At 58.5% G+C, this 16405-nt stretch carries 13 protein-coding genes; 1 reads left to right on the top strand and 12 read right to left on the bottom strand.

What is annotated here, in order from left to right; translation table 11 throughout:
• Window position 1 precedes the first annotated feature (1 nt).
• From argJ to K8I84_RS00175, 3 genes are all read right to left on the bottom strand, one after another.
• Complete coding sequence (gene argJ, locus K8I84_RS00185; RefSeq protein ID WP_223792703.1) at window positions 2–1219, bottom strand: bifunctional glutamate N-acetyltransferase/amino-acid acetyltransferase ArgJ; 1218 nt, start codon at window positions 1217–1219, stop codon at window positions 2–4.
• Window positions 1220–1324: 105 nt separating this feature from the next.
• The gene (gene secA, locus K8I84_RS00180) at window positions 1325–4069 is read right to left on the bottom strand and encodes a preprotein translocase subunit SecA (protein WP_223792702.1); all 2745 of its coding nucleotides are present in this window, start codon (window positions 4067–4069) and stop codon (window positions 1325–1327) included.
• A 191-nt stretch (window positions 4070–4260) separates the two neighbouring features.
• Window positions 4261–5196, bottom strand: a complete 936-nt coding sequence (locus tag K8I84_RS00175; RefSeq protein WP_302910673.1) for a M23 family metallopeptidase — start codon at window positions 5194–5196, stop codon at window positions 4261–4263.
• A 228-nt stretch (window positions 5197–5424) separates the two neighbouring features.
• Here K8I84_RS00175 and K8I84_RS00170 point away from each other — a divergent pair, with 228 nt between their 5' ends.
• Window positions 5425–5871 (top strand): DUF721 domain-containing protein, encoded by a 447-nt coding sequence (locus K8I84_RS00170; protein ID WP_223792700.1) that lies wholly within the window; start codon window positions 5425–5427, stop codon window positions 5869–5871.
• Between the two features lie 11 nt (window positions 5872–5882).
• Here the strand turns inward: K8I84_RS00170 and lpxC are convergent, their stop codons facing one another.
• The 9 genes from lpxC to murD form a co-directional block, all read right to left on the bottom strand.
• A complete protein-coding gene (gene lpxC, locus K8I84_RS00165; RefSeq protein ID WP_223792699.1) occupies window positions 5883–6800 on the bottom strand; it encodes a UDP-3-O-acyl-N-acetylglucosamine deacetylase in 918 nt (305 codons plus the stop codon).
• 206 nt (window positions 6801–7006) lie between these two features.
• Window positions 7007–8164 carry a cell division protein FtsZ gene (gene ftsZ, locus K8I84_RS00160; RefSeq protein ID WP_223792698.1) on the bottom strand — a complete coding sequence of 386 codons (1158 nt, stop codon included), beginning with the start codon at window positions 8162–8164 and terminating at the stop codon, window positions 7007–7009.
• Window positions 8165–8268: 104 nt separating this feature from the next.
• Window positions 8269–9480 carry a cell division protein FtsA gene (gene ftsA / locus K8I84_RS00155; protein WP_411722631.1) on the bottom strand — a complete coding sequence of 404 codons (1212 nt, stop codon included), beginning with the start codon at window positions 9478–9480 and terminating at the stop codon, window positions 8269–8271.
• 59 nt (window positions 9481–9539) lie between these two features.
• Complete coding sequence (locus K8I84_RS00150) at window positions 9540–10379, bottom strand: cell division protein FtsQ/DivIB (RefSeq protein ID WP_223792696.1); 840 nt, start codon at window positions 10377–10379, stop codon at window positions 9540–9542.
• Window positions 10372–11337, bottom strand: coding sequence for a D-alanine--D-alanine ligase (locus K8I84_RS00145; protein WP_223792767.1), 966 nt, complete (start codon window positions 11335–11337; stop codon window positions 10372–10374). Before K8I84_RS00145 ends, K8I84_RS00150 begins: the two co-directional genes overlap by 8 nt.
• Window position 11338: 1 nt before the next feature.
• Complete coding sequence (gene murC / locus K8I84_RS00140) at window positions 11339–12784, bottom strand: UDP-N-acetylmuramate--L-alanine ligase (protein ID WP_223792695.1); 1446 nt, start codon at window positions 12782–12784, stop codon at window positions 11339–11341.
• Window positions 12777–13862: an undecaprenyldiphospho-muramoylpentapeptide beta-N-acetylglucosaminyltransferase gene (gene murG / locus K8I84_RS00135; protein WP_223792694.1), complete on the bottom strand. Its 1086-nt coding sequence runs from the start codon at window positions 13860–13862 to the stop codon at window positions 12777–12779. Before murG ends, murC begins: the two co-directional genes overlap by 8 nt.
• A complete protein-coding gene (gene ftsW, locus K8I84_RS00130) occupies window positions 13855–15054 on the bottom strand; it encodes a putative lipid II flippase FtsW (protein WP_223792693.1) in 1200 nt (399 codons plus the stop codon). The genes murG and ftsW overlap by 8 nt, the downstream gene beginning before the upstream one ends.
• A complete protein-coding gene (gene murD / locus K8I84_RS00125; RefSeq protein ID WP_223792692.1) occupies window positions 15054–16394 on the bottom strand; it encodes a UDP-N-acetylmuramoyl-L-alanine--D-glutamate ligase in 1341 nt (446 codons plus the stop codon). Before murD ends, ftsW begins: the two co-directional genes overlap by 1 nt.
• Window positions 16395–16405 lie beyond the last annotated feature (11 nt).

Below are 16405 nucleotides of genomic sequence, written 5' to 3'. Positions count from 1 at the left end.
GTCAGGTTCGGTACTCCGCATTAATGGTGACGTAATCGTGGGACAGGTCGCAGGTCCAGACAGTCTCATTGACCTGTCCGCGCTTGAGATCGATGGTGATGGTGATTTCTTCCTGATCCATGACCGCCTGACCACGCGCTTCCGAATAATCCGCTGCACGACCGCCATTTCGAACCAGGCAGACGTCTCCGAGGAATATCTCCAGGGCGTTCAGGTCGAGATCAGGCACTCCAGCACGACCGACCGCGGCGAGAACCCGCCCCCAGTTCGGATCCGAAGCAAACAGCGCGGTTTTGACCAGCGGGGAATGAGCAACGGTGTACGCCACATCCAGGGCTTCCTGGGAAGCTTTCGCCCCCTGTACGTCGATGGTGACAAACTTGCTGGCGCCCTCGCCATCTCGAACGATGGCATGGGCCAGTTCCAGATAGACCGCCCAGAGCGCGTCACGAAGATTGTGCAAAGCTGGACTGTCCGCCGTAATCTCTGGGCCGGAGTAGTGCCCGCTGGCGACCAGCATGCAGCAATCGTTGGTCGAAGTGTCACCGTCAATGGTGATCCGGTTAAAGGAGCTCTCCCCCAACTCCAACGCCAGCGTGCGTAGCAAGCCGGGCTCAATCTTCGCATCGGTGGTGATAAAACCAAGCATGGTCGCCATGTTGGGACGGATCATCCCTGCCCCTTTGCTGATGCCCGAGATAGTGACTGTGTGGCCATCCAGATCGATTTTACGGGTAGCCCCCTTGGGCCGGGTATCGGTGGTCATAATCCCGGCGGCTGCCTCTCGCCAGTGATTCTCATCCACGTCGGCGAGCGCCTGAGGGATGGCACCTGTAATCCGTTCGACCGGCAGAGGCTCGCCAATCACGCCCGTTGAAAACGGCAAAACCTCTTCAGGACTAACCCCGGCTGACTTTGCCAGGGCTTCACAACAGGTTCTGGCGTCGGCCATACCCTGAGCCCCCGTTCCCGCGTTGGCATTACCAGTGTTGATCAGCAGGTAACGTGGCGGTTTCGCGGCCAGATTCTCCCGGCTCAGGGTAACCGGCGCTGCGCAAAATGCGTTCTGAGTGAAAATACCGGCCGTCCTGCTACCAGGCGCCAGTTCAAACACCACCAGATCCTTACGGCCGGGGGTCTTGATACCCGCGCTGGCAACACCCAGACGCACGCCTTTTACCGGTAAAAATTCAGGCAACTCTCCGGGGCCTACTGCCATTGTCTCTCTCCTCTGACAATCCCAAACCAGACGATGTAAAACGGAAAAACCCGCAGCCTGATAACATCAGGGTGCGGGCTTGAACCTCCGAGTCAGTGCCGGCGATCAGCTGACCTTACCATGGCACTGCTTGTATTTCTTACCGGAGCCGCAAGGGCACGGTTCGTTCCGGCCCACTTTACGCCCCTCACGCACGAACGTTTCCGGCGTAGCCGGTTGTGCCGAACCTTCACCAGAGTCGTCACCCTGGGCCTGGCTTTGTGCCGCACTGGTTTCGTCGTGGCGCAATTTTGCTTTCGCCAACTCTTTCTCAAGAGCCTCTTTACGGCGACGCTCTACCGCTTCCATTTCTTCCTGGCTCTGAACACGCACGTGACACAGGATCCGGGCCACATCGCGCTTCATTGCCTCAAGCATTTCCTGAAACAGGTTGAACGCCTCGCGTTTGTATTCCTGTTTCGGATTCTTCTGGGCGTAGCCACGCAGGTGAATACCGCGGCGCAGATGGTCCATGTTGGACAGGTGCTCTTTCCAGAGCGTATCCAGCACCTGCAGGAAAACCTGCTTCTCAAACTTGCGCATGGCTTCAGCGCCGGCAATCTCTTCCTTCGCCTTATAGGCCGCGACGATTTCGTCGAGGATTTTCTGGCGCAGGGTCTCTTCGTGGAGCTTGCTGTCTTCGTCCAGCCACTTCTGAACCGGCAGCTCGATTGCCAGCTCGGACTGCAACTGCGCCTCCAGACCCGCAACATCCCACTGTTCTGCCATGCTCTGGGGCGGAATGTATTCGCTGATCAGTGAATCGACCACGTCTGCGCGAACAACGTCGACCATATCGGAGACGTCTTCCGAGGACATGACTTCGTTGCGCTGCTCGTAGATAACGGTCCGCTGGTCGTTGGCTACGTCATCGTATTCAAGCAGGGTCTTACGCATGTCGAAGTTGCGTCCTTCAACCTTGCGCTGGGATTTTTCAATGGCATTGGTGACCATGCGATGCTCGATGGCCTCGCCCTTCTTCATACCCATGGCCTGCATCAGGTTCTTGACCCGCTCAGGCGCAAAGATCCGCATCAGGTTATCCTCCAGTGACAGGAAGAAACGGGAAGAACCGGGATCGCCCTGACGACCGGCACGACCGCGCAACTGGTTATCGATCCGGCGAGATTCGTGACGCTCGGTACCGATGATGTGCAGACCACCGGCTTCCAGCACCTGATTGTGACGCTCGGTCCACTCGGCTTTCATGCGCGCGACCTGCTCTTCGGACGGATCGTCCAGGGCCGCCACTTCGTATTCCCAGTTACCGCCCAACACAATATCAGTACCCCGGCCCGCCATATTGGTGGCAATGGTCACGGCACCGGGACGGCCCGCCTGGGCAATAATGAGCGCCTCAGACTCGTGCTGTTTGGCGTTCAGGATCTTGTGGTCAATGCGGGCCTTTTTCAGGAGCATGGACAACAATTCGGACGCTTCGATGGAGGCCGTACCTACCAGGATGGGACGACCTTCGGCCGTTACGTCCTTGATCTCATCAATGATCGCGTGGAACTTCTCTTCCTGGGTCAGGTAGATAAGGTCATTGTAATCAATCCGCTGGATCGGCTTGTTGGGCGGAATCACCACCACATCCAGGCCGTAAATCTGGCGGAATTCGAACGCTTCGGTATCGGCTGTACCGGTCATGCCGGCAAGCTTGTTGTACAGACGGAAGTAATTCTGGAAGGTTGTTGAAGCCAGGGTCTGGCTCTCGGCCTGGATGTTGACCCCCTCTTTGGCTTCGATCGCCTGGTGCAGCCCTTCACTCCAGCGACGGCCCGGCATGGTCCGGCCGGTGTGCTCATCGACGATAACAACCTGTCCGCCCTGAACGATGTAATCCACATCTTTCTGGAACAGGTGATGGGCCCGCAGTGCCGAGTGCACGTGATGGAGCAGGCTCAGGTTCGAAGCGGAGTAAAGGCTTTCTCCTTCAGCAAGCAGTTCCTTTTCGAGCAGCAGCTGCTCTACTTTTTCGTGACCGGACTCGGTCAGCTCCACCTGGCGGGCTTTCTCATCGAGGGTGAAATCACCGCTGGCCTCGCCTTCTTCGGAAATTTCGCCTTTATCAAGAAGCGGAATCAAGGTGTTAATGGACTTGTACAGCTTGGAGCTGTCTTCGGCCGCACCGGAAATAATCAATGGGGTCCGAGCCTCGTCGATGAGGATGGAGTCCACCTCATCGACGATGGCAAAGTTCAGGCCTCGCTGGACCTTATCTTCGCTACTGAACGCCATGTTGTCGCGCAGGTAGTCGAAGCCGAATTCGTTGTTGGTACCGTAGGTGATGTCAGCCTGGTAGGCCGCGCGCTTTTCTTCGGAAGATTGGCCCGAAACCACAACGCCCACCTGCATACCCAGGAAGCGGTAGAGTTTGCCCATCCACTCGGCATCCCGGCGGGCCAGGTAATCGTTCACGGTAACAACATGCACGCCCTTACCGGACAACGCGTTCAGGTACACCGCCGCGGTCGCCACCAGTGTTTTACCTTCACCGGTCTTCATTTCCGCAATCCGGCCTTCGTGCAGGGTCATACCACCGATCAGCTGGACATCGTAATGGCGCATCCCCATAACCCGGCGGCTGGCCTCTCGAGCAGTCGCAAACGCCTCTGGCAGAAGGGCGTCCAGTGTCTCGCCTTCGTCCAGTCGACGACGGAACTCAGCGGTCTTTCCTTGCAACTCGGTGTCGGACAAATTACCCAGCTGTTCTTCAAGCTCATTGATGCGCAAGACATCTTTACGCATCCGCTTGATCTCTCGTGAGTTTTTACTGCCGAACATCTTTGTTGCAAGCTTTGTGAACATATACCACTGCTTCTTTGGTTTAACGGGGGAGCCGGCATTCTAACCTTATTTCGTAACAGGAAAAAAGACGACCCTGTTTAACGAGGCGAGTGCCAGACGACGAATGCGCAGAATCCGACGGTGCGGACGCAAGTCCGACCGACGGAGTGAAGTTCAAAACAAGGAAACGAACAGATGCGATAACGCCCGCATCACTTGCTGGAGCGGGCGATATATTTGACCGGATCTTTGGAGCGACCGTTGTGCAGAACTTCGAAATGAACATGGGGACCGGTTGATCGGCCTGTACTACCCATCAGGGCAACAACCTGACCTTTCTGAACCACATCTCCCTTGTTAACGACGACTTCCTTGCAGTGGCCGTAACGGGTCACCAGGCCATCGCCATGATCTATCTCAACGAGGTTCCCATAACCATAACGTTCGCCCGCCCAGGTCACGACACCGCCGGCGACAGAGATGATGTCACTGCCATCTTTGCCGGCTAAATCCACGCCATCGTGCCAGGTCCGCTTTCCGGTAAAGGGATCCGATCGGTAGCCATATTTGGACGACAACCAACCCCAGGTGATCGGCCGACCCTCGACGTACATCTCTTCATCGAGTTTTTGCCGTGAGGCCAGCTTGTCCAGCAAGCGCAACTGCTTTTCCCGGTCTTCGATCAGGTTTTCCAGTCGTCCAATCATGGACATCAGATCAGGCGCAGAAAACGACTCCTTATCGCCCGAATCTTCCGGACCACCTACGGCAGCGGGCTCACCGAAACTGAACTCCTCACTGGCGACCAGTCCGGATTCCACAAATCGTTGACCGAGTGCATCCAGACGCAACAGGCGCCCCTGCATCTCGCCGAGGCGAAGGGTCAGCGCATCAATCTGCTGCTGGGCCGCCTGCTCAACTTCAGCCAGTTCGACCTGCTGCTCGTCCAACCGCGCTTCCCAGTGCGCAACCAACCCGGACGGATTCGCTGCCAACGCACTCGCCTGGTTCAGAGCAAACTGGTACCCGGCCCAGCCGGCAGCACCAATCAACGCCGACACCAGCACTACCATGCCGACAATCAGCATGCCGTTCAGTGTCAACACACGGGACCTCCCGTGGTGCTTGCCAACAAGAATAATGTTCATATCATCATTTGAATCTGTCATTGAGCTGCAACCTCCTGTCCATGCTGTTGCGCTCGGGAACTATCCACGGGGCTTGCCATCCATGACAAAGCGTTGCGCCAAAAGGCACGCACCCGGGTACAGCTGTTAAGTTACCCTGAAAGTAAAAGAAGTCTAAACTAGGGACTACGCACAAACCGTGCCTAAAGTGTAACCAAACGTTAATGGATCCGCGAGAGAAACGCCTACATGTCGCGAAAAAACGCTCAAAAAACGGGCATCGACAGCCTCAGCGGAGCGCCCGGCCTCAACGAACTTTTAAAGAAAGCAGAACTTCATCGCCAGGCTGAATCCCAGGTTCTGGAAGCCATTCCGCCAGAACTGGCCCAAGGCACACGATTCGTCAGTTGCCATGAAGGCGAACTGATTTTATCGGCAGAGAATGCCAGTAAAGCATCCCGAATCCGGTTCCGCCAGCATGAAATAATGGAAAAGGTACGCGCGAACGAATTGTTCCAGTACGTCTGGAAGCTCAAGGTGAAGGTGGCACCCCCACGTTTTAGCGAACGTCCAGCGCACAAAAAGGAGCCTTTGAGCAAAGAAAATGCCCGGCTCCTCAAAGAGGAGGCCGGGCACACGAAGGATAAAAAACTACGCGAGGTTCTCGAAAAACTCGCTAGTCACGTTCGTGACTGAAACACTTTATCTCAAGCCGGAGCGGCCAACACGGGCTTCATGTAAGAGATAGGCGCGGTCGCTTCGTCATCGAAGGTCACCACTTCCCATGCATCTTCTTCTGCCCGCAGCTTACGCAGCAGCTTGTTGTTCAGGTCGTGACCGGACTTGATGCCACGGAACTCACCGATCAGGCTGTTGCCCAACAGGTACAGGTCGCCGATTGCATCCAACACTTTGTGCTTGACGAACTCGTCGTCGTAACGAAGACCGTCTTCGTTAAGGATCTTGTAGTCGTCAACCACAATGGCATTGTCAACACTTCCACCCAGAGCCAGGTTCATTGCCCGCAACTTCTCGATGTCCCGCATAAAACCAAAGGTCCGAGCGCGACTCACTTCCTTCACAAACGAAGTACTTGAGAAATCGACGGTAGCGGTCTGTGCCCGCCCCTTGAAAACGGGGTGATCGAAATCGATGCCGAAGCTGACTTTAAATCCGTCGAACGGAAGGAAAGTCGCCTTCTTGTCACCTTCTTCGATGGTCACTTCACGCTTGATGCGAATAAACCGCTTGGCAGCGTCCTGCTCGGCAATGCCGGCAGACTGAAGCAGGAATACGAACGGTCCGGCGGAGCCATCCATAATCGGCACTTCAGCGGCGCTGAGTTCCACAAAGCAGTTATCGATGCCGAGACCAGCCATAGCGGACAACAGATGCTCTACCGTCGCCACCCGGACACCGTCTTTTACCAGCGTCGTGGACAGCGTGGTCTCACCCACATTTTCCGCACAGGCACGGATCTCGGCCGCTGGCTCGAGGTCGGTCCTGCGGAAGATGATACCCGTGTCAACGGGTGCAGGCTTCAGGGTCAGGTATACCTTTTCCCCGGAATGCAGTCCTACACCGGTGGCACGGATCGTGTTTTTAAGTGTCCGTTGTTTGATCATCGATTCATCATTCCGTCACAAAAATTCGGTATTCAAAGCAATTATTCCGCTCGAAGAATACCAGAAAGCGAAACTGAACACCATTTGACCAATTTGGCTTTGCGTCAACTTTACAATAAGCCAACGCTTGGTAATCAGTGCGTTACCCTGCCTGAAGGCCCTACTCCCTTATCTGGGCCCTCTCAGGGATTCTTCCTCACAAGCTATCAGTCTGCCTGCCGACGGAGGAATGCGGGAATATCGAGATAGTCGACTCCCTGCTCTTCGCTTTCCTTGCTCTGGTCAATGGCCACATTTCCCTGAGAAGCCGCACGACGACGGAGAACAGCCGGACGATCCAGTTGGTTGTAGTCGGTCTTGCCATCCAGGCTGCGAGTATTGTCCACCACCTTGGTCGGCTTCTCGCGCTCGCCACCCAGACCGGTGGCAACCACGGTCACCTTCAGCTCCTCGGTCATTTCCGGATCGATCACGGTACCGACAACCACCGTCGCTGCGTCAGAAGCAAACTCGCGAACAATGTCACCAACCTCGGAGAACTCGCCCAGGTTAAGATCCATACCGGCAGTGATGTTGACCAGAATACCCTTGGCACCCTGCAGGTTGATGTCTTCCAGCAGCGGGCTTCGAACAGCGGCTTCAGCAGCCTCACGAGCGCGGTTTTCGCCAGTCGCCCGACCGGTACCCATCATGGCCATGCCCATCTCGGACATCACGGTTTTCACGTCGGCAAAGTCGACGTTGATCATACCGTTTCGGGTAATCAGATCGGCAATGCCCTGAACAGCGCCCAGCAGCACGTCGTTGGCGGCGGCGAACGCGTCCAGCAGACTGGTTTTCTTGCCCATGACCGCCAGCAGTTTTTCGTTCGGGATGGTGATCAGGGAATCGACATTTTCTTCCAACTCCTTCAACCCGGACTCGGCCACGCTCATACGCTTGCCGCCTTCAAACATGAACGGCTTGGTGACCACGGCGACCGTCAGGATGCCCAGTTCCCGGGCGACATCCGCCACGATCGGCGCAGCACCGGTACCAGTACCACCGCCCATGCCGGCGGTGATGAACACCATATCCGCACCGTTCAGGGATTCGGCGATACGGTCCCGGTCTTCCAGCGCTGACTGACGGCCGACTTCCGGGTTCGCACCCGCGCCCAGGCCCTTGGTGATGTTGCCGCCCAACTGAATAATCTGGCGGGCGTCCAGGTCGGTCAGGGCCTGGGCATCGGTATTGGCGCAGATAAACTCAACGCCTTCCACGTCGCTATTGAGCATGTGACGAACGGCGTTTCCACCGCCGCCGCCTACACCCACGACTTTTATCACAGCGCTTTGCTGGACGTTATCTACAAGTTCAAACATTTCCCCAACTCCTTCGTGTGAGTTCTCAAGCCTTTCAGGCTGTTGTTCACGATTATATTTTCGAGATACCTTCGTTTACTTCACTTACTGCCAGATGGATACCGTCAAAACTGACCGGTAAACCAGGCCTTCATTCGCTCAACCAGCGATGGTGTTTCCTCGCTCTTGAGCACCGGCGTCCGCCCCAGATCCATCTGGCGGAAGCCGTGAATCAACAACCCGACGCCAGTGGCGTAAATCGGGTTATTGACAACTTCGGTCATGCCCGACACCGCCTGCGGAGACGCAAGCCGGACCGGCATGTGGAAAATTTCCTCGGCCAGCTCCACCACACCTTCCATGGTGGAGGAACCACCGGTAATCACGATCCCCGCTGGAATCAGGTCCTCAAACCCTGACCGGCGCAGTTCAGACTGCACCAGGGTAAAGAGCTCTTCGTAACGGGGCTCGACCACTTCTGCCAGCGCCTGACGAGACAGATCCCGTGGGGCCCTGTCACCCACGCTCGGAACCTTGATGGTTTCATCGGCACCGGCCAGCTGAGTCAGTGCACAGGCGTACTTGATCTTGATCTCTTCCGCGTTCTGGGTCGGCGTGCGAAGCGCCATGGCGATATCGTTGGTCACCTGGTCCCCGGCAATGGGGATCACAGCGGTGTGGCGGATCGCGCCGCCGGTGAACACGGCAATGTCGGTGGTACCGCCACCGATATCCACCACGCATACGCCCAGCTCTTTTTCGTCCTCGGTGAGGATGGCGTGGCTGGAAGCCAGCTGCTCAAGGATGATGTCATCGACCTCGAGGCCGCAGCGCTTGACGCACTTTTCGATGTTCTGCGCCGCGTTCACCGCGCAGGTCACCAGGTGCACCTTGGCTTCAAGACGCACACCGGACATACCCAGGGGTTCCTTGATGCCTTCCTGGCTGTCAATGACGAACTCCTGCGGCAGGATGTGCAGTATTTTCTGGTCGGCGGGAATGGCTACCGCCTGGGCAGCATCGATCACCCGGTCGATGTCCGCCTGGGTCACTTCCCGGTCCCGAATGGCGACGATGCCATGGGAGTTCAGGCTCTTGATATGGCTCCCCGCGATCCCGGCATAAACAGAGTGGATCCGGCAACCGGCCATCAGTTCGGCTTCTTCCACCGCACGCTGGATGGCCTGAACGGTGGTCTCGATGTTCACGACCACCCCGCGCTTCAGCCCCCGTGAGGGGTGGGAGCCAATACCCACGACCTCGATGGTGCCGTCCATTTTGCGCTTACCGACAATCGCAACTACTTTCGACGTGCCGATATCAAGGCCGACAATCATATTTTCCGTTTCAACCGATGACATGTATCTCACCAAACCGTGGTCTGAATTAACCTTTCTTATGATCTCGGACTGGAGGCAGGCTCCGCCGCCTTCCACTGCACTGCCACACCGTTGGTGTATCGTGCGTCCACCCGACTGACTTCTTCCGACCGGGCAACCAGCCGGCTTTCATAAACGTTGATAAACCGCTCAAATCGTTCTTCCACCTGGTCCCGGCCGAGGACGACCTCAATACCGTTACCGAGTTTCAGAGTCCAGGCACCACGCTCCTCCAATGCGAGCCCTGCCAGGCCCAGACCGTGTTCAAGCAGGCGCTCACTGAGCGTCTGGGCCATTCGGATGACATCACGCACCCGCTCGTCCGGCCCTGCGAGGTAAGGGAGCCTGCCCGCAACCTGCAAATTGGAGGGCGCGAACACCTCGCCAGTCCGGCTTACCAGCCGGCCGTCACCCCAGTACGCGAGCGGCTTCTTCTCGCGAATATCGATTTCCAGGCGATCGGGCCAAACCCGTCTGACCGCTGCCGATTCCACCCAGGGGCGCTGCTCCAGATGCGCTTTGATCTCCGACAGGTCCGTGGCGAAGTAACTCTTGCCAATCCAGTTGCCCGCCGCCCGCTCGATGGCCACCCGGCTGTCGCCGATCAACTCGCCTTTCACATCCACGGCCAGAATCTGCTGATCCATGGCGCCGAGTATCTTGCCGGTACCCCAGGGCACCATCGCCGCCAGCAAAACGATCACCGCTCCCATACCCACCTGAAGCCAGGGCACGGCGCCCAGCACTGCTCTGAACACACCGAACCGGTCCCGCTCAGGCTCAAGGGAGGTCGCCCCCCTTCGCCGCGGGGGATCGGGCGGAACCGCCCGACTCCGGATCAGCAAATGTTCAAGCATTGGCCTCCTCCAGGGTGTCCTCGAGGATACGCACCACCAGTTCCTCAAAGCTGATGCCCGCGGCCTTGGCGGCCATCGGCACCAGGCTGTGATCGGTCATACCCGGCACGGTGTTCAACTCCAGCAACCAGAACTGCCCATCGGCGTCCTGCATGATGTCTACCCGTCCCCAGGTCCGGCAGCCGACAACCTGAAACGCATCAACAGCCAAATATTGCAGTCGAACCTCGTCGTCCGGCGACAGGCCACAGGGAATCTGGTAACGGGTGTCATCAGCCAGATATTTGGCGTCGTAGTCGTAGAACTCGTGGTCTGTGCTCAGGCCAATCGCCGGCAGGGCCTGGCCCTGCAGCACACTCACGGTAAACTCCGGCCCCTCGATCCATTCTTCGACAAGCACCAGCGAATCCCGTTCGGCGGCGGCACGATAGGCACTGACCAGTTCGTCGGCAGAGCGCACCTTGCGAATACCGATACTGGAGCCTTCCCGGGAAGGCTTGACGCTCAAGGGTGTCCGGAGTTCCGCGACAATCTGTTCGGCTTCGCCTTCGGAGGCCATGGTCCGGAACTTCGGCGTTGGCAGTCCGCAACCTTCAAACACGTACTTGGTGCGCAACTTGTCCATGGCCAGCGCCGAGGCCAGAGTCTCACTGCCGGTAAATGGAATGCCCGCCTGGGACAGAATCGCCTGCAGGGTTCCGTCCTCGCCGCCACGGCCATGCAGCGCGATAAAGACCCGATCAAAGTCCGGATTCTCGACGGTCTTCAACAAGCAGCCGCGCACATCTACGGAGAAGGCATCAACGCCAGCGGACAGCAGCGCAGACAGCACGGCCTTGCCACTGTTCAGGGAAACGTCCCGCTCGGCGGAGTCACCACCCATAAAGACCGCCACCCGGCCCAGTTTCCGGACAAGCTCCGGATCGGCCTGATACGCTTGCGGCTCAGTACGTTGCATATCACTCACCAGAAATCACTCCCGCTGCAGCCAGTCTTGCAGCTACACCGCCAATATCGCCGGCACCCTGCGTGATCAGCAGGTCGCCGTCCTGGAGTACGTTTTTCAACAGACTCTCAATTTCGCTGTTCTCTTCCACGAAAACCGGCTCCACCTGCCCCCGCTGCCGAATACTCCGGCACAGGGCGCGGCCGTCGGCACCGGTTATCGCCGGCTCGCCGGCGGAATAGACTTCCATCAGGAGGAGGCCGTCCACTTCCGACAGCACCCGGACGAAATCCTCGTAGAGATCCCGGGTCCGGCTGAACCGATGCGGCTGATAGAGCATGACCAGCCGACGCCCGGGCCAGGCATCGCGGGCAGCTCGAATCACCGCCTCCACCTCGGTGGGATGGTGGCCGTAATCGTCCACCAGCGTGACCGAGCCGTTCGGCGTTTGATAATCGCCATACACCTGGAAACGACGCCCTACGCCGGCAAAACCGGACAGCCCCTGGCAAATGGCATCATCGGCCACACCTTCATCGGTGGCGACGGCGATGGCCGCCAGTGCGTTCAGTACGTTATGGCGGCCCGGCATTTTCAGGCTCACGCTCAGATCACTGCGGCCACCGGGGCGTTTAACGATGAACCGGGTACTCAGTCCATCAGATTCAATCTGCTCGGCCCGGTAGTCCGCCTCCGGGTTGTCGATGCCATAGGTGATGATTGCCCGGGAAATCCGGGGGATGATCTCGCGCACGTAGGCATCATCCACGCACATCACCGCAACGCCGTAAAACGGCAGGTTGTGCAGGAAATCCACGAACGTTTGCTTGAGTTTTTCCACATCGCCGCCGTAGGTGTCCATGTGATCGGCTTCGATGTTGGTCACCACGGAAATCACGGGCGTCAGGTGCAGGAACGACGCATCGCTCTCGTCGGCCTCAGCCACCAGATAGCGGGAACCGCCCAGCTGGGCGTTGGTACCGGCACTGTTCAGCTTGCCGCCAATCACAAACGTGGGGTCCATACCCGCCTCGCCCAGCACCGACGCGATCAGGCTGGTAGTGGTGGTTTTCCCGTGGGTTCCCGCCACCGCAATGCCGTGACGGTAACGCATAATCTCCGCCAGCATCTCTGCACGGGGCACGATCGGCACACGGCGACTGCGGGCAGAAACCACTTCCGGGTTGTCTGCCGCTACGGCCGTCGACACGACCACGACGTCAGCCTTGGAGCTGTTCGCTTCGGTGTGGCCAATGTGAATTTCCACACCCATGGCTTTCAGACGTGCCGTCACTGCGCTTTCTTTCAGGTCAGAACCCGACACATCGTAGCCCTGGTTCTTGAGCACCTCGGCAATACCGCTCATGCCGGCGCCCCCGATACCCACAAAATGGATGTGGCGGATCCGGCGCATCTCGGGCACCTGATAAACCAGTGGCTGATTGCTGGCATCAGTCATTGGCGGCCTCCAGACAGTAATTCACAACTCTCTCCGTTGCGTCAGGGCGGGCCAGAGTCCGTGCGGCCTTCGCCATATTCATTACCCGGTTGCGATCCCTGGCCAACCCCGCCAGCGTTTCCGCAAGACCTTCTGCTGTCAGTTTGCTCTGGGGGATCAGAATCGCCGCACCGGCGTTTACCATTTGCTGCCCGTTCTTGGTCTGGTGGTCATCCACCGCATGAGGGAACGGCACCAGGATGGCGCCGGCGCCTGCCGCACACAGTTCGGACACGGTCAGTGCACCGGAGCGGCAGACCACGATGTCCGCCCACTCGTAAGCCTCCGCCATGTCCTTGATGAACGGCTCGACACTAGCCTCAACCCCGTGACGTTCATAGGCCGAACGGGCCTGTTCAACTTTCTTCTCGCCGCACTGATGGCGAACCTGAGGCCGTTCTGCCTCGGACATCAGCGCAAGCGCCTCCGGTAGTGTCTCGTTAAACACCTGGGCACCCAAGCTGCCCCCCACCACGAGCACCCGCAGGGCCCCATCGCGCTTGGCCAGGCGCGTGTCCGGGTCAGGCAGCGCTGACAGCCCCTCGCGAATCGGGTTACCAGTGCAGCGAGTTACCACGCCGGCCTCAAAGCTGCCCGGAAAGGCTTCCAACACGGTTTCCGAGAAGCGAACCAGCAAACGGTTGGTCATACCGGCAATGGCGTTCTGCTCGTGGATCACCAGCGGTGTCTTGGTCAGCCAGGCGGCCACCCCACCCGGACCAGTGACAAAACCGCCCATGCCCACCACACAGTCGGGCTTGATCTGGCGAACAATGGTGAAAGCCTCACCCAACGCCCGCATCAGACGGAATGGTGCCAACAAGAGGGCCAGCTTGCCCTTGCCCCGCAGGCCAGAAATGTGGATGAGAGACAGGGGGATGTCGGTATCACCAATCAACCGCTCTTCCATGCCACCCTGGGCACCCAGCCAGTGGACTTCGTGCCCCTTTTTCTCCAGCGCCCGGGCAGTTGCCAGTGCCGGGAACACATGCCCCCCGGTGCCACCCGCCATCATCAGGAAACGACGAGGTTCAGTCATACACAGCACCTCCCCGAACTCTGGGCTCCGTCTTCGCAGCGGCCTGCCGCTCTTGATCCAGCCGTTCCATTTCAATCCGCGCCAGGACACCGATGCACACGCACACGATCATCAGGCTTGAACCACCGTAGCTGACGAGCGGAAGTGTCAGCCCCTTGGTCGGCAACAGGCCTGTGCTGACGGCAATATTGATGGTGGCCTGGAGGCCGATCAGCAACGTCAGGCCATAACCGAAACAGGCACCGAACGGCATGCCGGCTTTTTCCGCCCGACGGGCAATCACGAATCCGCTCACCACCAGAACGGTGAACAGCGCCAGGACGGCCAATGATCCAATCAGACCAAACTCCTCGGCAATGATGGCGAAGATAAAGTCGGTGTGGGCCTCCGGCAGATAAAACAGCTTCTGAATGGAATTGCCCAAACCAACACCGCCCCAGTCACCGCGACCAAACGCAATCAGGGACTGGGTCAGCTGGTAGCCACTGTCAAACTGGTCTTTCCACGGATCCAGGTAACTGACCACTCGCTTGAGACGGTACGGCTGCGTGACCACCAGAAGGGTGCCCAGAGCACCCAGCACCACGATCAGGGGCACAAATCGGGTCAGGCGGACACCACTCAGGAAAATCATGCCGGCAGCCGCGGTCACCAGTACCACGGTGGCCCCGAAGTCCGGCTGGATCACCAGCAGCATGGAGGCCACACCCAGCACAATGAGCGGCTTGAAGAATCCCATCCAGGTATTGAGCAGCTCATCCCGACGACGCACGACATAGCCGGCGAGGTAGGCAATCAGGCACAGCTTGGCAACTTCCGACACCTGGATATTGAACAGGCCAAAAGGAATCCAGCGGGTGGAGCCATTAACCGTCCGGCCCAGAGGCGTCAGAACCAGTACCAGCACCAGCAGGCCAATACCAAGAAGCAACCATCCGCTGCGCTCCCACCAGGCCATCGGAACATTCACCGCTACCAGCGCCATCACGCAGCCCATGGCAGCGAACAGTATCTGCCGGACCACATAGTGGTAGCTGTTGTTAACGGTCTCGGTGGCCATGTCCATGGACGCAGAGGAAATCATCACCATACCCAGCACCAGCAACGCGATGGAGCTGATCACCAGCATCGGCAGCGGACGAATGTCACCCAACCATTGATTGTGATCTGGCATTGCTACCCCTGCCTGCATCACAAAGCCTCCACCCGAGCGCGGAACTGGTCTCCGCGGTCGGCATAGTCACGAAACATGTCGAAACTGGCGCACGCCGGGGAAAACACCACCCGGTCGCCCGCGTTGGCAAGCTCCCTGGCCGCTACCACAGCGTCCGCCAGCGAGTCTGCGAACTGAATATCGACACCGTCGCCCACCGCTTCTGCAATCAGGCCCGCATCCCGACCAATCAGCACCAGGGCCCGACAATGCTGGCGAACCGGCACCTGCATCGGTGCAAATTCAGCGCCCTTGCCATCGCCGCCGGCAATCAGCACGATCTTGCCCTGATCGGGCACGAGGCTTTCAATAGCCGCCACCGAGGCCCCCACATTGGTGCCCTTGGAATCGTTGATGTAATCCACACCATCCAGCTCACGCACAAACTCGCACCGATGAGGCAGGCCACGGAACTTGCGTGCCACATCGAGCATGACGTCCATGGGCAGGCCCGCCGCCATGCCCAGCCCCAGCGCCGCCATCACATTGCTCAGGTTGTGCCGGCCCATCAGTTTCAGCTCGCTGGCGAGCAGCAAGTTGTCCAGACCATAGGTAATCCAGGTACCCTGATCATCATCCCGGGTACTGAAGGTCTCCGGGTTTACCCGATTGAAGCCAAAGCAAATGAACGTCAGGGTGTCTCGCGCCATCGGCGTGCTCAGCGCGTCGTCCAGGTTGACCACCGCATTGCGACAGCCCCGGAAAATCCGCTGCTTGGCCTGGTAATAGGCCATTTTGTCCGGATAACGGTCCATGTGGTCGTCGCTGATATTCAGTACTGTCGCGGCCAGGGCGTTCAACTCTTCGGTGGTTTCCAGCTGGAAGCTCGATAGCTCCAGCACATACAGATCCGCGCCCCTGCCCAACAGGTCCAGCGCTGGGGTTCCGATGTTGCCGCCAACTTCGACCTTTCGGCCCGCTGCCCGGGCCATGTCACCGACCAGGGAAGTCACCGTGGTTTTTCCGTTGGAACCGGTAATCGCCACAATCGGCGCGTCTGCCGCCTCGGCAAACAGATCAATATCCCCACGGATTCGGGCACCGGCCTGAGCCGCTCCGGCGATGGCCGGCTCGGCAATACTGATACCGGGGCTGACCACAAGCTCATTGAAACCGCGGAAAAGTTCCGGATCGAACGGCCCCAGGTGAATGGCCACATCCGGCCATCCGGCCTTGAGCTCATCCAGGCCCGGTGGTGCGTTACGACTGTCAGCCACCGCAATCTCACGGCCTTGTTCGGACAGATAGCGCACGCAGGAAAGCCCGGTTTTACCGAGCCCTACGACCAGCGTGCGACGATCCGAAACAATGACACTCATAATCGCTACGT

The sequence above is a fragment of the Marinobacter sp. F4216 genome (genome assembly GCF_019931195.1).
In the GTDB taxonomy this organism is placed as follows: Bacteria; Pseudomonadota; Gammaproteobacteria; order Pseudomonadales; family Oleiphilaceae; genus Marinobacter; species Marinobacter suaedae.
The sequence above is the reverse complement of the archived record's forward strand: the minus strand, read 5'-3'. Positions and strand labels throughout refer to the sequence as shown.